The organism is Streptomyces sp. NPDC092045, assembly GCF_044756005.1.
Lineage (GTDB): Bacteria > Actinomycetota > Actinomycetes > Streptomycetales > Streptomycetaceae > Streptomyces.
The window spans coordinates 672,584-692,702 of sequence record NZ_JBIVSC010000002.1; the positions used below are offsets into that span (position 1 = coordinate 672,584).

At 74.6% G+C, this 20,119-nt stretch carries 16 protein-coding genes; 6 read left to right on the plus strand and 10 right to left on the minus strand.

Annotated elements, in window-relative coordinates; genetic code table 11:
- Position 1 precedes the first annotated feature (1 nt).
- From ACIQKA_RS09810 to ACIQKA_RS09830, 5 genes are all read right to left on the minus strand, one after another.
- Entirely contained in the window at positions 2 to 1,156 is a 1,155-nt protein-coding gene (locus tag ACIQKA_RS09810; RefSeq protein ID WP_383428796.1) for a serine hydrolase domain-containing protein, read from the minus strand.
- Between the two features lie 104 nt (positions 1,157 to 1,260).
- Positions 1,261 to 1,746 carry an NUDIX hydrolase gene (locus ACIQKA_RS09815; protein ID WP_402540568.1) on the minus strand — a complete coding sequence of 162 codons (486 nt, stop codon included), beginning with the start codon at positions 1,744 to 1,746 and terminating at the stop codon, positions 1,261 to 1,263.
- 9 nt (positions 1,747 to 1,755) lie between these two features.
- Positions 1,756 to 2,316 carry an HPP family protein gene (locus ACIQKA_RS09820; RefSeq protein WP_383440556.1) on the minus strand — a complete coding sequence of 187 codons (561 nt, stop codon included), beginning with the start codon at positions 2,314 to 2,316 and terminating at the stop codon, positions 1,756 to 1,758.
- A 208-nt stretch (positions 2,317 to 2,524) separates the two neighbouring features.
- On the minus strand, positions 2,525 to 3,406 hold the full coding sequence (locus ACIQKA_RS09825; RefSeq protein WP_402540569.1) for a pyridoxamine 5'-phosphate oxidase family protein: 882 nt from the start codon (positions 3,404 to 3,406) through the stop codon (positions 2,525 to 2,527).
- Between the two features lie 32 nt (positions 3,407 to 3,438).
- Positions 3,439 to 3,894, minus strand: a complete 456-nt coding sequence (locus ACIQKA_RS09830) for a VOC family protein (protein ID WP_391092761.1) — start codon at positions 3,892 to 3,894, stop codon at positions 3,439 to 3,441.
- 138 nt (positions 3,895 to 4,032) lie between these two features.
- On the opposite strand from ACIQKA_RS09830, the gene ACIQKA_RS09835 reads away from it, so the two are divergent.
- The 5 genes from ACIQKA_RS09835 to pepN all read left to right on the plus strand — a co-directional run bounded on the left by ACIQKA_RS09835 (position 4,033) and on the right by pepN (position 13,308).
- The gene (locus ACIQKA_RS09835) at positions 4,033 to 4,575 is read left to right on the plus strand and encodes a CGNR zinc finger domain-containing protein (RefSeq protein ID WP_390105604.1); all 543 of its coding nucleotides are present in this window, start codon (positions 4,033 to 4,035) and stop codon (positions 4,573 to 4,575) included.
- Positions 4,576 to 4,749: 174 nt separating this feature from the next.
- On the plus strand, positions 4,750 to 8,070 hold the full coding sequence (locus tag ACIQKA_RS09840; protein ID WP_391092759.1) for a S8 family serine peptidase: 3,321 nt from the start codon (positions 4,750 to 4,752) through the stop codon (positions 8,068 to 8,070).
- Positions 8,071 to 8,265: 195 nt separating this feature from the next.
- Positions 8,266 to 9,282, plus strand: coding sequence for an aspartate-semialdehyde dehydrogenase (locus ACIQKA_RS09845; protein ID WP_383149714.1), 1,017 nt, complete (start codon positions 8,266 to 8,268; stop codon positions 9,280 to 9,282).
- 85 nt (positions 9,283 to 9,367) lie between these two features.
- Positions 9,368 to 10,678 (plus strand): TerD family protein, encoded by a 1,311-nt coding sequence (locus ACIQKA_RS09850; RefSeq protein WP_391092757.1) that lies wholly within the window; start codon positions 9,368 to 9,370, stop codon positions 10,676 to 10,678.
- Between the two features lie 53 nt (positions 10,679 to 10,731).
- Complete coding sequence (pepN, locus tag ACIQKA_RS09855) at positions 10,732 to 13,308, plus strand: aminopeptidase N (protein WP_383149710.1); 2,577 nt, start codon at positions 10,732 to 10,734, stop codon at positions 13,306 to 13,308.
- Between the two features lie 173 nt (positions 13,309 to 13,481).
- Here the strand turns inward: pepN and alc are convergent, their stop codons facing one another.
- The 3 genes from alc to ACIQKA_RS09870 form a co-directional block, all read right to left on the minus strand.
- Positions 13,482 to 14,606 (minus strand): allantoicase, encoded by a 1,125-nt coding sequence (gene alc, locus ACIQKA_RS09860; RefSeq protein WP_383149708.1) that lies wholly within the window; start codon positions 14,604 to 14,606, stop codon positions 13,482 to 13,484.
- A 188-nt stretch (positions 14,607 to 14,794) separates the two neighbouring features.
- Complete coding sequence (locus ACIQKA_RS09865) at positions 14,795 to 15,721, minus strand: LysR family transcriptional regulator (RefSeq protein WP_402540570.1); 927 nt, start codon at positions 15,719 to 15,721, stop codon at positions 14,795 to 14,797.
- Between the two features lie 9 nt (positions 15,722 to 15,730).
- The gene (locus tag ACIQKA_RS09870) at positions 15,731 to 16,837 is read right to left on the minus strand and encodes an EamA family transporter (RefSeq protein WP_402540571.1); all 1,107 of its coding nucleotides are present in this window, start codon (positions 16,835 to 16,837) and stop codon (positions 15,731 to 15,733) included.
- 152 nt (positions 16,838 to 16,989) lie between these two features.
- Here ACIQKA_RS09870 and ACIQKA_RS09875 point away from each other — a divergent pair, with 152 nt between their 5' ends.
- On the plus strand, positions 16,990 to 17,526 hold the full coding sequence (locus ACIQKA_RS09875) for a MarR family winged helix-turn-helix transcriptional regulator (protein ID WP_383149703.1): 537 nt from the start codon (positions 16,990 to 16,992) through the stop codon (positions 17,524 to 17,526).
- 143 nt (positions 17,527 to 17,669) lie between these two features.
- Here the strand turns inward: ACIQKA_RS09875 and ACIQKA_RS09880 are convergent, their stop codons facing one another.
- Positions 17,670 to 17,897, minus strand: coding sequence for a hypothetical protein (locus ACIQKA_RS09880; protein ID WP_383149701.1), 228 nt, complete (start codon positions 17,895 to 17,897; stop codon positions 17,670 to 17,672).
- Positions 17,898 to 17,917: 20 nt separating this feature from the next.
- Positions 17,918 to 20,119 (minus strand): 4-alpha-glucanotransferase, encoded by a 2,202-nt coding sequence (gene malQ, locus ACIQKA_RS09885; RefSeq protein ID WP_402540573.1) that lies wholly within the window; start codon positions 20,117 to 20,119, stop codon positions 17,918 to 17,920.

Here is a 20,119-nt window from a genome sequence, read left to right on the forward strand (position 1 = left end):
GCTAGCCCCGGGGGGAGGCGCCGCAGAACTCGGCCTCCAGGACGGCGGCGCCGTCGCCCGTCCAGTCGGCGTTGAGGTTCAGGGCGAGGGAGTGCTCGCCGTCGCGGGTGACGCGGCTCTCGGTGGAGGAGCCGTGGATGCCGCCGCCGTGGCCCCAGATCTCCTTGCCGCAGCTCAGCTTCTCCCACATGATCCCGAGCCCGTACCGGATCTGCGGGACCTCCGGGGAGATCCGGACGGTGGCGGTCAGCTCCCGCATCTCCGCCTTCGGCAGCAGCCGGCCCTTGAGGAGGGCCCGGTAGAAGGTCTGGAGGTCGTTCGAGTCGGAGATGATCTCGCCCGCCGCTCCGGCGATGGACGGGTTGAGCCGGGAGACGTCGTGGACGGGCGCGCCCGGGTCCCGGGAGAGCGTGGACCAGGCCGGGCTGCTGGGCCTCGGCATCGACGCGCGGGTGCCGGGGACGCTGGTGGCGCGCAGCTTCAGGGGCTTGATGATCCGGTTCTCGACGGCCTTCCCGTAGGGGCGGCCGGTGACCTTCTCGATGATCATGCCGGCGAGGACGTAGTTGGTGTTGGAGTAGCTCCAGCTCGTGCCGGGCTCGAAGTCGGCGGGGTGGGCCAGGGCGACGTCGACGAGCTGCTGCGGGGTCCAGGTGTCGTAGCGGTGCTCCAGGAAGCCGGGGCCGAAGACCTTCTCCTGGAAGCCGGGGTCGGAGGTGACGTCGAAGACGCCGCTGGTGTGGTTGAGGAGCTGGCGGACGGTGATCCGCCGGCCGTCGTGGCCGTTGCCCCGGACGACGCCGGGCAGCCACTTCTCGACCGGGTCGTCGAGGTCGATCCGGCGCTCGGCCTGGAGCTGGAGGAGGACGGTGGAGACGAAGGTCTTGGTGAGGGAGCCGACGCGGTAGCGGTCGTCGCCCCCGCGCTCGCCTGCGGTGCCGGTCCAGTTCCCCCGTCCGTCGCGGGCCTGCGCGACGGCGCCGGGCACACCCGCGTCGACCTGCGCCTGGAGCGCGCGCTGGGTGGCCGCGTGGCCCCGCTGCCGGGGTTCGGAGGCCGCGAGGGCGGGGGTGGCGAGGGCGGTGGCGGTGAGGCCCGCCGCGAGGACGGCGGCGACGGTGGTGCGGAGGGTACGGGTGGTGCGTACGGCTGGCATGTGGGCTCTCCCCTGGGGCTCTGCGCGGCGTGTGCCTCGGTCGGCGGGCAGGACTCGCCGGGGTGCCGGGAGGGTTGAGCGGACCGGGGGTGGTTGAGCCGTTTTCAGCCGTTCGGCGGAAGGGCGGGGTCGCGCGGCACGCTCAGCCGGGAACGGCCGGTCGGGGGCCGCTCGCGCCACAGGTCGAGGCCGATGTCGACGAGTTCGACGCGGGGCAGGCCGGGGACGGCGGAGAGCGGGTGCCAGGCGGCCAGGTCGGTGGAGCCGCCGGTCTCGTGGCGCAGTTCGCCGCCGGTGATCCGGGCCTCGTAGACGATCCGGAGGCCCTGGAAGTGGCCGGGGCCGGCGAAGCGGCGCGGCCAGGAGCGCCGGACGGAGTCGATGCCGAGGAGGGCGACGGGTTCGGCGGTGTGTCCGGTCTCCTCCTCCACTTCCCGGACCATGGTCCGGGCGGGCTCCTCGCCGTGGTCCATGCCGCCGCCCGGCAGGGTCCACAGCCCGCTGCCGTCGCCCGCCACCCAGCGGGCGAGCAGGATCTCCTCGTCCCGGACGCACACGGCGTAGGCCGCCACCCTCAACTCCCGCTTCATGCGAAGAGGTTAGATCCAGTACGCGGGATACGTCCGGCCCGTCGCGGGAGCGGCCGCGAGGCCGGCGGCGACCAGGAGGAGGCAGGCGAGGGCGAGAAGGCCGAGAAACGACCAGAAGGGCGTGGCCTGGAGGGCCACGACGACGGCCGTGGCGGCGGCGGGCGAGTGCGGGGCGCGGGCGAGCGCCATCACGCCGAGGGCGAGGCCGCCCGCGACGGCGGCGCCCCACGGCCCCGGCCCGGCCAGGGCCAGGACCGCGAACCCGGTCAGCGCGGAGAGGAGCTGGCCGCCGACCACCGAGCGGGGCTGGGAGAGCGGCAGCTCGGGGGCGCCCGCCACGAGCGCCGCGCTCGCGGCGAGCGGCGGGATCAGCAGGGGCTGACGGAGGAGCGTGCCCACCGCGACCAGCAGGAGCAGCACGGCGACCGCGGCGGCGGTGGCGCCGAGGAGGACGCGGGGGCGGGGCCGGGCGGGCGGCCGGGGACGGGGCGGTCGGGGGGGTTCGAGGGGCCGGGGGGTCTCGGGGAGTCCGGATGCTTCGGGGGCCTCTGCGGCGGGGGCGGCGGGCACGGGGTCCTCGGGGGTCGTCTGGGCGGGCGGGCGGCGGAGTGCGAGGGGGCGAGGGGGCAGGGGCGTGTGAAGGCGCAGGGGGCGTGAAGGCGGCGGCGCGTGGAGGCGCAGGGGCGCGTGAAGGCGGCGGAGTGTCGGGGTGGCGGTGGGGTCGTCGGTCACGGGGGCGGTGGTGTCCGCGGCGGGGCGTGCGCGTGGAGCCCCGCCGTCAGGGCGTCGCCGGGTTCGCCGGGGAGTACTCCGGGGGCGACCAGCGCAGCGGGCTGGCCCCCGGCGTCTCCACCACGCGGTCGACGCGGAAGCGGACCACCCGCTCCCCGGAGCCGTACTCGGTGCGCGCGAGGCCGCCGAGCTGGAGGGTCGTCCCGGTCTCCCAGTCCAGGAAGAGCAGGCCGGTGCGGCCGTCCGACTCCAGGTTGCCCAGGGTCAGGAACATCGCGTTGCCCGGGTAGTCCCGCCAGCTCAGCTCCCGGGGCCCGTCGACCCGGACGAAGCCGGGGTTGCCGCCCCGGTGGCTCGCGTCGGCCCCGTCGGGGGCGGCGGTGGCCACGAAAAAGGTGTCCGCCGCCCGGACGCGGTCCGCCTGGGCGGGGGTGAGCGTCGCGCCGCGGTGCGGGGCGCCGGTTCCGGGGCCCGCGGGCTCGGAGCCGTACCACTCCCTCTTCTGGAGGTACTTGGGGCAGTTGGAGAAGACCTGTTCCGCTTCGACGGTGAAGCCGCGGCGGCTGGGGCGGGCGGTGCCGTTGAGGCGCATGCGGCGGCGGGTGCGGGGGTCGAGGGCGAGGGTGCCGACGGGGGTGCCGGCCTCGGTGATCGCGCCGTCGAGCGGGTCGTGGGCGGGGACGCCGCCGGCGACGGAGACGGTGTGCGGGCCGGTGGCGCGGGCGAAGCCGGGCGGGCCGGTGAGCAGGCTCGCCCAGACGTGCCCGCCGGCGTCCGCCGCGCCGACCACCAGCATCGGCTGGGCCTCCAGGAAGGCGGCGGCGACCGGGCGGATGCCGGCGCCGATGGAGCGGCCCACGTGCTCGGCGAGGTCGCGGACGCCGACGCGCTCCTGCACGGCGAGCGATCCGGGGTGGTAGGCGCCCATGGGGTTCCTCCGGGGTGTGAGCGGGGTTCCGTCTAGAAGAAGCCGCAGGCGGGGGCCGTGCCCGACGGGGCCGGGGCCGTTTCGGCGCCCTTCGGGACGGAGATCTCCAGGCGGGTGCCGTCGGGGTCGTGGAAGAAGATGCCGCCGGCGGCGGCGCCCTCCTGGTGGGCGACGAGGCCCTCGTACGCGAAGGTGGTGCCGCGTGCGGTGAGCGCGGCCTCGGCGGCGCGGACGTGGTCGACGGACTCGGCCTCGAAGGCGAGGTGGTGGAGGCCGGGGCGGCCGGAGTCGTAGGCGCCCTCGGCCTGCTGCCAGAGGGCGATCACCAGACGGCCGTCCCTGCCGAGGAAGGCGTAGCCGCTCTCCCCCTCCGCGCCCTTCCCGAGGACCTCGAAGCCGAGCACGTCGGCGTAGAAGGCGAGCGAGCGCTCCAGGTCCGTGACGTTGATGCCGACGTGGTGGGTGGTGAGCGTGCCGATCGCGGACATGACGGTTCCCTCCCGTACGGGCCGCCCCGTGCGGGCTAACCCTCTAATTCGACTTTAAGGGTTAGTCGAAGTGGGCGTCAACCGTTCACGTACTCTTGAGGGGTTAGCGCGCGAGGAGAACGAGGAGGGCGCCCGCCCATGACCGCCGTCGACCCCCGGCCGCTCACCGGCGAGCCCGTCTCCCTCGACCTGCTCAACACCCGCTGGATCGAGGAGGGCGCCCGCCGGGACCTGCTCACCGGCGTCGAGGGGCTCGCCGTCTGGCTCGCCGCCAACGGCCTGGAGGGGCGGTTCGCCGCCGACGCGACCACCCTGCGCCACACCCTCGCCGCCCGGGACGCGCTCGCCGCGCTCGTCGACCGTCCCGGCGACCCCGCCGCCACCGCCCGCGTCGACGCCGTCCTCGGCCACGGCCGCATCCGGGCCACCCTCACCGCCGACGGCCCCGGCGAGGAGCCCGAGTTCGCCGATCCGGCGTGGGGGCCGGGCTGGACCGCCGCCCGCGACTACCTCGACCTGCTGCGCGCCGCGCCCGACCGGATCCGGGCCTGCGCCCACGAGGCGTGCATCCTGCACTTCTTCGACACCTCGCGGAACGGCACCCGCCGCTGGTGCTCGATGGCGGTCTGCGGCAACCGGGCCAAGGCCTCCCGGCACCACGCCCGCGCCAAGGAGGCGTGACGCCCCGGTCGGTACCGCTTTGACCACGATGGCGCATCGGGCGCGCTGGCGGGTTCACGCCATGACGCACACCTTCTCCCTGGCAACTCTCCCCAAAACCCTGTCATTTGCGAAAGGCTGAGCGGTCATCCGGAACCGGTATCCGGACCCTCTCCTTCACAGACAGGGATGTACATGGCCACCCCCCAGACTCCGGGCGTCATAGCCCGGCGCCCGGCGCCCGGACAGAGACGCGCCGCGCGCATCGCGGCCGCCACCGGTCTCGTCGCCGCGCTCGTCGCGGCCGGCACCGTGCCCGCGTTCGCCTCCGACGACCCGGGCACCACTCCCCCGGTCAAGTCCTCGGACTCCGCCGACAAGCTCGGCGCCGTCGACGCCCAGCGCCTCGTCGAGGCGCAGGAGAGCGGCGAGAAGAACGTCACCGTCCTCGTCGCCACCGCCCCCGGCGCCACCGAGCAGGTCGCCGCCCAGCTGGACGCCGTCGCCGGCGCCTCGATCGGCAAGCGGCAGGACGCGCTCGGCTACGTCCGCGCCACCCTGCCGACCGCCAAGGCCGAGGCCGCCATCCGCGCCGCCACCGCGCTCTCCTCGGTCCAGGCCGTCGACCTCCAGGCCGAGATCCCGCTCGACGACCCGCGTCCGGACACGGGCGGCGCGACGGGCCCCGTCGAGGGCACCACGGTCAAGAAGACCTACCCGGCCCCGAGCAGGAAGACCCCGGCGAGGAACCCGTACAACCCCTCGCACGAGACGGGCGCGGTCGACTTCGTCGAGAGCCACCCCAAGGCCGACGGCCGCGGCGTGACCATCGGCGTCCTGGACTCCGGCGTCGACCTCGGCCACCCGGCCCTGCAGAAGACCACCACCGGCGAGCGCAAGATCGTCGACTGGGTCACCGCCACCGACCCGCTGACCGAGGGCGACGCCACCTGGCGCCCCCAGATCACCCCGGTCTCCGGCCCCGTCTTCACCTCCTCCGCGCAGAGCTGGAAGGCACCGGCGGGCTCGTACCAGTTCAGCCGCTTCACCGAGTCGATCACGGCGGGCGGCGACCCGGCCGGCGACATCAACCGGGACGGCGACACCACCGACGTCTTCGGCCTGCTGTACGACCCGGTCGCCGGAACCGTCCGGGTGGACACCGACCAGAACAACGACTTCACGGACAACGCGCCGATGAAGCCGTACAAGGACGGGTTCCAGATCGGCTACTTCGGTACCGACGACCCGGCCACCGAGGTCGTCGAGAAGACCCCGTTCGTCGTGGAGATCCGCAAGGACGTCCCGATGGACCCGGCCGGCGGCACCTGGGTCGGCAAGAAGGCCGACTTCGTCAACATCGGCCTCGTCGAGTCCTCGCACGGCACCCACGTCGCCGGCATCACCGCCGCCCACGGGCTCTTCGGCGGCAGGATGAACGGCGCCGCCCCCGGCGCGAAGATCGTCTCCTCGCGCGCGTGCACCTGGACCGGCGGCTGCACCAACACCGCCCTCACCGAGGGCATGACGGACCTCGTCGTCAACCGCGGCGTCGACATCGTCAACATGTCGATCGGCGGCCTGCCGCAGCAGAACGACGGCGACAACGTCCGCGCCCGCCTCTACACCCGCCTGATCGACCAGTACGGCGTCCAGCTGGTCATCTCGGCCGGCAACTCGGGCCCCGGCATCAACACGATCGGCGACCCCGGCCTGGCCGACAAGGTCCTCTCGGTCGGCGCGGCCGTCTCCAAGGACACCTGGGCCGCCAACTACGGCTCGGCCGTCGACAAGAAGTACGCCATGTTCCCCTTCTCCTCGCGCGGCCCGCGCGAGGACGGCGGCTTCACCCCGACGATCACCGCCCCCGGCTCGGCCGTGAACACCATCCCGACCTGGCTGCCGGGCGCCGGCCTCGCCGAGTCGGGCTACGCGCTGCCCGCCGGCTACGGCATGCTCAACGGCACCTCGATGTCCTCGCCGCAGGCGGCGGGCGCGAGCGCGCTGCTGCTCTCGGCCGCCAAGCAGAAGGGCATCGCGCTCTCCCCGCTCACCCTGCGCACCGCGCTGACCTCCACCGCCCAGCGGATCCCGGGGGTCGCCGCGCACGAGCAGGGCGCCGGCCGCATCGACATCGAAGAGGCCTGGGAGTCCATCAAGGACGGCGCCACGGCGCACGACTACACGGTGCAGGCTCCGGTCGACACCCTGATCTTCCCGGCCCCGCGCACCGGCACCGGCGTGTACGACCGCGAGGGCGACCTCAAGGTCGGCCAGAAGCGGGTCTACGACGTCACCATCACGCGCACCAGCGGCCCGGACCGCCCGGTCCGGCACGACCTGGACCTCAAGTACAACGACGGCACCTTCCGCATCGTCGGTGACGACCGGATCCAGCTGCCGCTGAACAAGCCGGTCACGGTCAAGCTCCAGGCCAAGGCGTCCTCCGCGGGCGTGCACAGCGTCATCCTGGAGGCCGACGACGAGCGCACCGAGGGCGTCGACAAGCAGATCCTCGCCACCTCGGTCGTCGCGCACGACCTGGTCGCGCCGGGCTACGGCCTCACCGCCAAGGGCTCCGTGCAGCGCAACAGCACCACCTCGTACTTCGTCACCGTGCCGCAGGGCGCCAAGACGCTGGAGGTCGCGCTGTCCGGTCTGAAGGCGAAGAGCCAGACCCGCTTCATCGCGATCCACCCGGTCGGCGTCCCGGTCGACCCGACCGCGACCACGGGCTGCTACCCGCACTACAACCCGGCGAACACCTGCCGCCCCGACCTGCGCTCCTACCCGAACCCGACCCCGGGCGTCTGGGAGATCGAGGTCGAGGCCCGCCGCACGTCGCCGGACCTGGACAACCCGTACACCCTGGACGTCTCCGCGCTCGGCGTCGACTTCGACCCGGCCGTCCAGAACGTCCCCGAGGCGAAGGTCGGCACCCCGGCCCCCGTCCAGTGGAAGGTCACCAACCGCTTCGCGGGCATCGAGGGCACCCTCAAGGGCGGCTCCCTCGGCTCGCAGAAGACCGAGACGCCGACCATCCGGCACCACGAGACGCACACCCGGACCGTCACCATCGGCGAGGGCGTCGAGCGGCTCGACATCGGCATCGGCAACACCTCCGACCGGGCCGCCGACCTCGACCTGACCGTGCTGCTCAACGGCAAGCAGGTCGCGCAGGCCGCCGACGGCGACTCGGAGGAGGCCGTCTCCCTGGTGAAGCCGGCCGCGGGCACGTACACCGTCGTGGTCGACGCCTACTCGGTCCAGGCCGAGGGCGGCACCACCTACGACTACAAGGACGTGTACTACTCGTCCGCGCTCGGCACCGTGAAGGTCGCCGGCTCGAAGCCGGCCGCCCTGCCCAACGGCGGGTCCGCCACGGTGACGGCCGAGGTCGTCGTCGCCGGTGCCGCCCCCGAGGGACGCCGGTTCTTCGGCGAGGTGCAGCTCGTCAACGCCCGCGGCACCGTCGCGGGCACCGGCAGCGTCGTGATCGGCGCGGTCACCCCGTAACACCCCGCGACACCGCGTGACGGGAGGGGGCGGGCGCCGGAGACGGGGCCCGCCCCCTCCCCGCGTTCCCGCCCCCTCCTCCCCGTCTCCGTCCCGGACCTTGGACAATGGATTGGACAAGGCGACCGTGGTCGCCCGCATGATGGACGAGCAGCACCCCCGCCCATACGTCCCCATGAGCACGGAGGAGTCCCCGTGAAGGTCGGAATCGTCGGAGCCACCGGTCAGGTCGGCACAGTCATGCGCACCATCCTGGCCGAGCGCGAGTTCCCGCTCGACGAGCTGCGGCTCTTCGCCTCCGCCCGCTCCGCCGGCACCGTCGTGGACGGCATCACGGTCGAGGACGCCTCCACCGCCGACTACACCGGCCTGGACATCGTGCTCTTCTCCGCCGGCGGCGCCACCTCCAAGGCCCTCGCCGAGAAGGTCGCCTCCCAGGGCGCCGTCGTGATCGACAACTCCTCCGCCTGGCGCCGCGACCCCGAGGTCCCCCTCGTCGTGTCCGAGGTGAACCCGCACGCGGTCAAGGACCGCCCCAAGGGCATCATCGCCAACCCGAACTGCACCACGATGGCCGCGATGCCGGTCCTCAAGCCGCTCCACGAGGAGGCCGGCCTCCTCGCCCTCGTCGCCACCACCTACCAGGCCGTCTCCGGCTCGGGCGTGGCCGGCGTGGCCGAGCTGGACGGCCAGGTCAAGGCCGTCGCCGAGGACGCCGCCGCGCTCACCCACGACGGCGCGGCCGTCGACTTCCCGGAGCCCGGCGTCTACAAGCGCCCGATCGCCTTCAACGTGCTGCCGCTCGCCGGGTCCATCGTCGACGACGGCAGCTTCGAGACCGACGAGGAGCAGAAGCTCCGCAACGAGTCCCGCAAGATCCTGGAGATCCCGGAGCTCAAGGTCTCCGGCACCTGCGTGCGCGTCCCGGTCTTCTCCGGCCACTCCCTCCAGGTCAACGCCCGCTTCGAGCGCCCGATCGGCGTCGAGCGCGCCCACGAGCTGCTGAAGGGCGCGGAGGGCGTCGAGCTCTCCGACATCCCGACCCCGCTCCAGGCCGCCGGCAAGGACGCCTCGTACGTCGGCCGCATCCGCGTGGACGAGACCGTCGACAACGGCCTCGCGTTCTTCCTCTCCAACGACAACCTGCGCAAGGGCGCGGCGCTGAACGCCGTGCAGATCGCGGAGCTGGTCGCGGCCGAGCTGGAGGGCTGAGACCCCGCGGCACGCGTACCGGAGGGGCGGTCTCCCGTTGCGGGAGCCGCCCCTCCGGCGCGTCCGGCCGTGCCAGAGTTCCCCCATGAACCGGATACCCGAGGGGGACGGCGTGCCGGTGCCCCCGCAGGCCCTCCACGTGGCGGTCGGCTGGCGGACCGGGCACGGGGTGCCCGACGTGGACGTGTCGGCGCTGCTCCTGGGCCCCGCCGGGCGGGTGCGGGGCGACGCCGACCTGGTCTTCTACAACCACGCCGGGCACCCCTCGGGGGCCGTGCGGCACCTGGGCAGGTCGGCGCCCGGCGCGCCCGGCAGCCGGGCCGCCGACTGGCTGTGGCTGGACCTCGCGCGCGTGGAGCCGGACGTGGGGCGGCTGGTGGTCGCCGCCTCCGTCGACGGGAGCGCCTTCGGGCGGGTGCCCGGCCTCGACGTGCGGGTCACGGACGCGGCAGGGGCGCCCGTCGCGTACCGGGTGGTCGGGGACGCGACGTCGGAGACCGCCTTCGTCTTCGGCGCGTTCCACCGGCGGGACGGCGGCTGGCGGTTCCACGCGGGCGGCCGGGGGTACGGCTCCGGGCTCGCCGGGCTCGCGACGGACTTCGGCATCGTGGTGGAGCCCCCGCCGCCCCCGATCCCGGGGCCGGGGTACGTGCCCCCGGCGGCTCCCCCGGCGTACGCGGCGCCGGCGGCACCGGGGTACGCGCCTCCCGCGTACGCGGTCCCGGCGGTCCCGGGCGCCCCGGTCCGGGAGTACCAGGGGTACCCCGAGTACCGGAGGTACCCGGAGTACCCGGAGTACGAGCGCCCGGCGCCCCCGCCCCCGCCCGTCCCGTCCGGCCCCGACTTCCGGCCCGCCGTCCACCGGGGGCGCGGCAAGGAGACCGTGCACTGCGGCCCGGGGCTTCCGGCGGGCGGCTGGGTGCTCCTGGAGGTGGAGTCGTACCACTCGCTCCTCACCTCGGTGGAGTCCTGCGACGCGTACGGACGGGCCGAGGACTCCCTGCTCATGGCGTACGAGGACGACGTCCGGGCCCGGACCGTCGCCCTGGTGCCGCGCTCCCGCCCGCTGGCGTTACGGGTGGACGCCGACGCCCCCTGGACGCTGCGGGTCCTCCCGCTCTCCCACGCGCGCCGCTTCGACAGCCACGTCGAGGGGATCGCGCACGACCTCGTGGTCTACGACGGACCGCCCGGGGTCCTCGACTTCCTGCACCACGGGGAGGGCCGCTTCTCCGTGCACCGGCACGCCGCGCCGGAGGACCCGCTCCACGACGACGAGGAGCGGATCCTGCTGGTGGACGAGATCGGCGAGGTCCGGGCGAGCGCCCCCGTGGCGGGTCCCGGGCTGCTCAGGATCAGCGGCGACGGGCCGTGGAAATGTGCCGTGCGTCGCTGAGCCGCCCCGTGGAAGGATGGGGCCAATCGTCATGAAACAGAGGAGTTGACCGGGTGCCTGGTACGAACCTGACCCGTGAAGAGGCCCGGCAGCGGGCGGCGCTGCTGACCGTGGACGCGTACGAGGTCGAACTCGACCTCACCGGTGCGCAGGAGGGCGGCACCTACCGGTCCGTCACCACCGTCCGCTTCGATTCCGCCGAGGCGGGCGCCGAGACCTTCATCGATCTCGTCGCCCCCGCCGTCCACGAGGCCGTCCTGAACGGACACGCGCTGGACGTCGCCGCCGTCTTCCGGGACTCGCGGATCGCCCTGCGGCACCTGCGGGAGGGCCGCAACGAGCTCAAGGTCGTCGCGGACTGCGCGTACACCAACACCGGTGAGGGCCTGCACCGCTTCGTCGACCCGGTCGACGACCAGGCCTATCTGTACACCCAGTTCGAGGTGCCGGACGCGCGGCGCGTGTTCGCCTCCTTCGAGCAGCCCGACCTCAAGGCGACCTTCCAGTTCACCGTGAAGGCCCCGGCCGGCTGGAAGGTCATCTCGAACTCGCCGACGCCGGAGCCCGAGGACGACGTCTGGGTCTTCGAGCCGACCCCGCGCATCTCCACGTACATCACGGCCCTGATCGTCGGCCCGTACCACTCGGTGCACTCGGCGTACGAGAAGGACGGGCAGACCGTCCCGCTCGGCATCTACTGCCGTCCGTCGCTCGCCGAGTTCCTCGACGCGGACCACATCTTCGACGTCACGCGCCAGGGCTTCGACTGGTTCCAGGAGAAGTTCGCGTACGACTACCCGTTCGCCAAGTACGACCAGCTCTTCGTGCCGGAGTTCAACGCGGGCGCGATGGAGAACGCGGGCGCGGTCACCATCCGCGACCAGTACGTCTTCCGCTCGAAGGTGACGGACGCGGCGTACGAGCGGCGGGCCGAGACCATCCTGCACGAGCTCGCCCACATGTGGTTCGGCGACCTCGTCACCATGGAGTGGTGGAACGACCTGTGGCTGAACGAGTCGTTCGCCACCTACACCTCGGTCGCCTGCCAGGCCTCCGTGCCCGGCACCCGCTGGCCGAACGCCTGGACCACCTTCGCCAACGCGGAGAAGACCTGGGCCTACCGCCAGGACCAGCTGCCGTCGACGCACCCGATCATGGCCGAGATCAACGACCTGGAGGACGTGCTCGTCAACTTCGACGGCATCACGTACGCCAAGGGCGCCTCGGTCCTCAAGCAGCTCGTCGCCTACGTCGGCCAGGACGAGTTCTTCAAGGGCGTACAGGCGTACTTCAAGGCGCACGCCTTCGGCAACACGCGCCTGTCGGACCTGCTCGGCGCCCTGGAGAAGACCTCGGGCCGCGACCTGACCGCCTGGTCGAAGGCGTGGCTGGAGACGGCCGGCATCAACGTCCTGCGCCCGGAGATCGAGACCGGCGCGGACGGCGCCATCACCGCCTTCGCGGTCCTCCAGGAGGCCCCGGCGCTGCCCGCCGGCGCCAAGGGCGAGGCCGTCCTGCGCCCGCACCGGATCGCGATCGGCTTCTACGAGCTCGACGAGACCGGCCGGCTCGTGCGCACCGACCGCCTGGAGCTGGACATCGCGGCGGCCGGGCGGACCGAGGTGCCGCAGCTGGTCGGCAAGGGCCGCCCGGCGGTCGTCCTCCTCAACGACGACGACCTGTCGTACGCCAAGGTGCGCCTGGACGACGTGTCGCTGGCCAACGTCACCGAGCACCTGGGCGACTTCGCCGAGTCGCTGCCGCGCGCGCTGTGCTGGGCCTCGGCCTGGGACATGACCCGCGACGGCGAGCTGGCCACCCGCGACTACCTGGAGCTGGTGCTCTCGGGCATCGCCAAGGAGTCCGACATCGGCGTGGTGCAGTCGCTCCAGGGCCAGGTCAAGGCGGCCCTCGACCTGTACGCGGCGCCGGAGTGGCGCGAGGCCGGGCTCTCCCGCTGGACCGAGGCGACGCTCGCGCACCTGCGCGCGGCCGAGCCGGCGAGCGACCACCAGCTCGCGTGGGCGCGCGCCTTCGCGGCGACCGCCCGCACCCCGCAGCAGCTCGACCTGCTCGCGGCGCTCTTGGAGGGCCGCGAGACGATCGAGGGCCTGGCGGTGGACACCGAGCTGCGCTGGGCGTTCGTGCAGCGGCTCGCGGCGACCGGGGGCTACGACGAGGCGGAGATCGCCGGCGAGCTGGAGCGCGACCGCACGGCGGCGGGCGAGCGGCACGCGGCGACCGCGCGGGCGGCCCGTCCGTCGGAGGAGGCCAAGGCCGAGGCCTGGGCGTCGGTCGTCGAGGACGACAAGCTGGCGAACGCCGTGCAGGAGGCCGTGATCGGCGGCTTCGTCCAGTCCGACCAGCGCGAGCTGCTCGCCCCGTACACCGCGCGGTACTTCGGCGCGATCAAGGGCGTCGCGGAGACCCGCAGCCACGAGATCGTGCAGCAGATCGTGGTCGGCCTCTACCCGAGGCTCCAGGTCTCGCAGGAGACGCTGGACGCGACGGACGCGTGGCTGGAGGAGCACCGGCCGGCCCCGGCGCTGCGGCGCCTGGTGACGGAGTGCCGCGCGGGCGTCGAGCGCGCCCTGAAGGCGCAGGCGGCGGACGCGGCGGCGGCGGTCTGAGACCGCCGGTGAGCCGTGGGTGAGAAGGGGCGCCCTCCCCGGCGGGGCGCCCCTTCTCCCCGTTCCGGCGGCCCGGCGGGGCGCTCCTTCTCCCCGTTCCGGCGGCCCGGCGGGGCGCCCCTTCTCCCCGTCCCGGCGGCCCGGCGGGGCGCCCCTTCTCCTCGTCCCGGCGGTCAGCCGCCGAGCGCCGTGAAGCGGGCGCGCAGATCGGCCGCACCCTGTTCCGTCAGCGTGCCGTGGAGGCGCATCCGGGCGACGCCGCCGTCCGGGAAGGCGTCCAGGCGCACATGGGTGACCACGGCCCGCGCGGGCAGCTTGAAGCGGTGGAGGGTGTCGGGCTGGAGCCGGGTCCTGGGGATGATCTCGAACCACTCGCCCGTCTCGCCGTCGCGCCCCTGGAGCGCGATCCAGCCGGCCGAGTTGCCCTTGAGGTAGGCGGTGTCGATCTCGACGGCGCGGACGGCGCCCTGGGCGGCGAGCCGGAAGCGCACCCAGTCGTGGGTGTCGCGGACCCGGCGGCGGCGGTTCTCCCACCCGTCGTCCATCTTGCGGGAGGTGCCGGGCAGGATGATCTGGGTGGGCGAGGAGTAGAACCGGTCCGAGGCGTCCTCGTACGTGCCGCCGTTCAGCACGGAGACCAGGTCGAGGGTGCCGAGGAGCTCCAGCCACTCGGGGTCGGGCACGACCTCGCCGTGGACGCGGAGGCGGGCGACGCCGCCGTCGGGGTGCTGGCGGAGGCGGACGTGGGTGAAGCGGCGCTCGGCGTCGATCGCGAAGCCGTTGGCGGCGTGGCCGCGGACGGGGGTGGGCGGGACGAGCTCCTCCCACTTCGCGTCGAGGAGTTCGGCCGGGCTCGGGCTGCCCTCGACGGCGGTGGCCTGGACCGACACCTTCTGCGGGTAGTTGCCCCGGAAGTGGGCGGTGTCGACGACGATCCCCCGGACGACGCCGGGGGCGCCGAGGCGGACGATCGCCCAGTCGTGGTCGTCGGGGGCGGGGAAGACGTTCCCGGCGTCGGCGCCCCGGCGGCGGCGGGTCTCCCAGCCGTCCATGATCTTGCCCTTGTGGCCGAAGCGCTCGGGGTCGAAGACGGCGCGCTCGCGGACGAGGAGGTTCTCCCGCTCGGCGAAGAACTCGTCGTTGGCGGCGACGACCCCGGCGCCGAGGCGGCGGTCGGCGAGGTCGACGAGGTCGGTGAAGGGGAAGTCCCCGGTGCGGTAGTCGGCGTAGGGGTCCCCGCCGGAGTAGGGGGCGGCGTCGTTGGCGTGCGGGTCCTGGTTCTCGTCGAAGCTGCTCATGGACCGACCTTCCCGCGCCCGGCCCTTCCAGGTCCATCGAATGTTTTCGACGGTTCTTTTCAGCTGAACTGAACGTTTTTCCGCTCCGCCGCCCGCGGTCAGCCGCGCTGGACGGTTTCGCGGTCCGCCGCCCGACAGTCGGTCGGTCGGTCGTGCCGAGCGGTTTCGCGTTCCGCCGCCGCCCGCGGTCAGCCGCGCTGGACGGTTTCGCGTTCCGCCGCCGCCCGCCGGAGCGCGGCGAGGACCCGGGCCACCGCCGGGCCCTCCTCTGCCCCGCTCCGCACCGCCGCGACGACGTGGCGGCGCGGCTGGTCGGCGGAGAGGACGCGCATGACGACCCCGGTGCCGCCCCGGCGTTCGGCGGAGGCCATGCGGGGCACGAGCGCGACGCCCATCCCGGCCTCGACCATGGCGAGGATCGCGGTCCACCCCGAGGCGCTGTGGGCCTGCTCGGGCGTGAAGCCGGCGGCCTCGCAGGCGGCGGTGGTGATCTCGGACCAGGGGCCGGAACCGCCGTAGATCCAGGGTTCGGCGGCGAGGTCCGCGAGCCGCAGGCCGGGCGCGTCGGCGAGCGGGTGCCCGGCGGGCAGGGCCACGTCGAGCGGATCGGCGAGCAGCGGCGTCCGGCCGAACTTGGGGTCGCGGGCGGAGGGCGCGTGGGCGGCGAGCGAGAGGGCGAGGTCGACCTCGCCGGCCGTGAGCAGTTCGTACGCCTCCGCCGCCTCGGCCTCCCGGACCCGGACGTCGAGCCGGGGGTGGGCGGTCCGCAGGTGCCGTACGGCGGGGACGACGAGCGCGGGCACGGAGGTGGGGAAGGCCGCCACCCGCACCCGTCCGGCCTCGCCCCGCAGGTGGGCGTCGAGTTCGGCGTCGGCGCGCTCCAACTGCGCGAAGACCGCCTCCGCGTGGCGCAGCACCAGATGGGCGGCGTCGGTGAGCCGGACCCGGCGGCCCTGGGCCTCCAGGAGCGTCACCCCGAGCTGCTTGGCGAGGTTGGCGAGCTGCTGCGAGACGGCCGAGGGGGTCATGAGCAGGGTCTCCGCGGTCGCGGTGACGGTGCCGCGGTCGCGGAGGGTGCGGAGGATCCGGAGCTTCTTGATGTCCCACTCGGTCATGGGCGCAACCTATCGGGGCGCCTCGCGGGCCTCCGGTTCGGCCGGCGCCCGCGGCTTCCCCCGTTCGCCCGCACCGAGGGCGTCGGCCGGGATCTCGGGCGCACGGGGGGCGAGCTGGCCCGCCAGGGTGGCGCCGAGGGCGATCGCCACGCCGAGCAGCTGGACCGGGCCGAGGACCTGGCCGAGCGCCGCCCAGCCGATGATCGCGGCGGTGACCGGCGAGAGGGGGCCGAGGAGGGTGACCGAGGAGGCGCCCAGCCGCTCGATGCCGCGGAACCAGAGGACGTACGAGACGGCGGTGTTGCCGAGTGCCAGGTAGGCGTAGCCGGCCAGGTTCGCGCCGGTCAGGGCCGGCGGGGCGCCCTCCACCAGGAGGGCGACCGGCAGGATGACGAGGCCGCCCGCGGTGAGCTGCCAGCCGGTGGCGGCGAGGGCGCCGACGCCCTCGGGGCGGCCCCAGCGCTTGGTGAGGACGACGCCCGCCGACATGGAGAGGGCGGAGAGCAGTCCGGCGACCACGCCGACGAGGTCGAGCGCGGCTCCGGCCCTGAGGACCACGAGGCTGACGCCGAAGGCCGCGGCGACGGCGGCGGCCAGGGACCCGACGGTGGGCCGGTCGCCGAGGAGGAGGGCGGCGAGGCCGACGACGAAGAGCGGGCCGACGGAGCCGACGACGGCGGCGACCCCGCCGGGGAGGCGGTAGGCGGCGAGGAAGAGCAGCGGGAAGAAGGCGCCGATGTTGAGGGCGCCGAGGACGGCGGCCTTCCCCCACCAGGCGCCCTTCGGGAGCGTGCGGGTGAGCGCCAGGAGCAGGAGTCCGGCGGGCAGGGCGCGCATCAGGCCGGTGAAGAGGGGCCGGTCGGGCGGCAGGAACTCGGTGGTGACGTAGTAGGTGGAGCCCCAGGAGATCGGGGCGAGCGCGGTCAGCGCGACGAAGGCGGCCTTGCGGGACGCGCCCGGCCCGGGGGACGCGGCGGTCGGGTGGGGTGCGGTGGTCGGATGGGGTGCGGTGGTCGAGTGGGACGCGGCGGTCGGATGGGGTGCGGCGGTGGAGTGGGACGTGGCGGTCGAGTGGGACGTGGCGGTCCGGTGGGACGTTGGGGTCGGGCGGGACATGCGGGTTCCCCCTGAGTGCGAGTGCCGGTGCGGCGGGTGCGGAGACCCCGAATTCGCTTGGCGCTAATTAACTTAGCACTAAGCTATTCACTCGCAAGGTTCTCCGTCCGGCCGCCTCGTACGGGGACCGGACGGAAGGGGAGACTGGGCGCATGGACACGAAGAACCCCGGCCCCGGTCGAGCCGGCGGCCCCGGCCCCGCCCACGACGCCGTCGACGCCATCACCGACCAGTGGGCGGCAGTCCGGCCCGACCTCGACACGGTCCCGATGGCCGTCTTCGGCCGGATCTACCGGCTGTCCGACGCCATGGGCGACCGGGTGGGCAGGGCGTACGCGCCCCACGGCGTGGCGCGCGGGGAGTTCGACGTGCTCGCGACCCTCCGCAGGTCGGGAGCGCCGTACACGCTCTCGCCGCGCGAGCTGTCCGCCACGCTGATGATCACCACGGGCGGCATGACGGGCCGGCTCGACCGCCTGGAGAAGGCCGGGCTGCTCAGCCGCAGCCCCGACCCGAACGACCGGCGCGGGCTGCGGGTCACCCTCAGCGAGCGCGGCAGGGAGCTGGTGGACCTGGCGGTCGCGGACGGCCTCGCGGAGCAGCGGGCCGCCCTGGAGGCGGCGCTCGACGCGGAGGAGGCGGAGCAACTGGCCGGACTGCTGCGCAAACTGCTCGCGGCCACGGCGTAGCGGGCCGCGCGCGGGCGCGCGAAAGCGCCGCACGGTACGTCGGTACCGTGCGGCGCCCTCGACGAAGACGGGGAAGGAGCCGCTCCCGCCCGGAGCCGCGCCCCCTCGGCGTCACACCTTCTCGGCGTCACGCCTTCTCGGCGTCACACCTTCTTGGACTTGTCGAGCACCATCACCAGGCCGGTGATGACCAGGAACAGCACCAGCGGGGCGGCCACGAACAGGCCGAGGGTCTCGATGACCTCCAGCTTGGGGGCCGGGTCGTCACCGTCGTCGCGGGTGAGCGCGAGCGCGGGGGACGACATGAGCAGCATCATCAGCGTCGTACCGGCCGCGACGGCGCCGGCGCGCAGGGCGTTCTTCTTGTCCACGGTGCAAACGTAGCGAACGCCTAGACGCGCCGCGCGCCCGGGGGTGCCGTACGGGCGTGCAGCTCGCTCAGGAGGGCGTGCGCCCGGGGCGAGGCGGCCAGCCGCTCCAGGGTGAGCGGCTGCCCGTCGGGGCCCGCGATCGGCAGCCGCCAGTTGGGGTACTCGTCCCAGGTCCCCGGCAGGTTCTGCGGCCTGCGGTCGCCCACGGCGTCCGGCAGCCACACCCCGACCATCCGGGCCGGGGTGGCCAGCAGGTACCGGTGGACGGCCCGGATCTCGGCCTCCTCGCCCGGGCCCTCCGGGAGCAGCCCGAGCCGCTCGAACAGGCCGCGCCACTCGGCGGTCTCGGCCCGGTCCGCCGCCCGCGCGCGCTCCAGGTCGCCGGGGAGCAGCCCGAGCCGGTGCCGCAGCACGACGTGGTCGCCGGAGAGCCGGGCGGCGGTGGAGGGCAGGTCGTGGGTGGTGGCGGTGGCCACGCACTCCGCGCGCCACTCCTCCGGGGGCAGCGGACGGCCGGTGTCCGCCCAGTCCCGCTCGAACCAGAGCACGGAGGTCCCGAACACCCCGCGCCGGGCCAGCTCCTCCCGGACCCCCGGCTCGACCGTGCCGAGGTCCTCGCCGATGACCAGGGCCCCGGCGCGGTGCGCCTCCAGGACGAGGACGGCGAGCATCGCCTCGGCGTCGTACCGGACGTACGTGCCCTCGGTGGGCTCGCGGCCCTCCGGCACCCACCAGAGCCGGAAGAGGCCCATCACGTGGTCGATGCGCAGCGCGCCCGCGTGACGCAGGAGTTCGCGCAGGAGGCCCCGGTACGGGGCGTAGGCCGCGGCGGCGAGGGCGTCGGGCCGCCAGGGCGGCAGGCCCCAGTCCTGGCCGCGGGAGTTGAAGGCGTCGGGCGGGGCGCCGACCGACATGCCGGCGGCGAAGGCCTCCTGGCCGGCCCAGGCGTCCGAGCCCTCCGGGTGGACGCCGACGGCCAGGTCGTGGACGATCCCGACCGCCATCCCGGCCTCGCGGGCGGCCCCGGCCGCGTCCGCGAGCTGCCGGTCCGTCAGCCAGGCGAGCCGGCAGTGGAAGTCGACCCGGGCGGCCAGGGCCGGGTCGGCGCGCACGGCCGCCTCCGCCGTGCGCGGGGTGCGCAGGGCGTCGGGCCAGGCGCGCCAGTGGTGGCCGTGCCGCTCCGCGAGGGCCTGGTAGGTGGCGTGGTCCTCCAGGGCGCGGCCCCGTCCGGCCAGGAAGTCGTGGAAGTCGGCGCGCCTCCCGGGGCCGAGCTCCACGCTCGTGAGGAGCAGCTCCAGGGCCCGCCGCTTGACCTCCCAGACCGCGTCCCGGTCGATCAGGGCCCCCTTGCCGAGGACCCGCTCGCGCAGCTCGGCCGCGTCGGCGAGGATCCGGTCCAGCTCCTCGCGGCGCTCGGGGCCGATCAGGGCGTACTCGGGGATCTCCTCGATCCGCAGGTGGACGGGGTCCGGGAAGCGGCGCGAGGAGGGGCGGTACGGGGAGGGGTCGGTGGGGGCGCCGGGCACGCCCGCGTGGAGCGGGTTGACCTGGACGAACCCGGCGCCGTGCCGCCGGCCCGCCCAGGTGACGAGCTCGCGCAGGTCGCCGAGGTCGCCCATGCCCCAGGAGCGGCCGGAGAGCAGCGAGTAGAGCTGGACGAGCAGTCCGTAGGCGCGCCGGTCCGGCCCGGGCACGCGCGCGGGGCTCACGATCAGGGTGGCGGTGGCCGTGCGCCCGTCGGGGGCCTCGGCCTCGACCGCGTGGACGCCGAGGGGCAGCCCCGACCAGTCGTCGCCGAGGACGACGGCGCCGTCCTCGGTGGTGACCTGGAGCCGGGTGCCGGGCGGGAGGTGGGACGGGGGGCGGAGGGGGTCGCCGTACGCGCCCGTTCCCGCGCCCGCGCCCGCGGCCGTCCCTTCGCCGGCTTCCCCGCGCGCCTCCCCGTCCGCTCCCCCGCCCGTCCCCCCGAGCGGGTCGGCTCCGGGGGCCCCGCTCCCGGCCCCGGTCCGCCAGTGGACCAGGGTCGGGGGCAACAGGCTCTCCCGGTCGGCTCGTTCCGCCGCCGCGAGGGCGGACGCGACCGCCTCCGGCGTGGACGCGTCCACGCCCAGGGCGGCGAGGACGGCCACCACGGTGGCCTCCGGCACGGGCACGTCACCGCCGTCGGCGGGGCTGTGGACGGTGGCGACGCCGTGACGGGCGGCGAGACGGGCCAGGGTCAC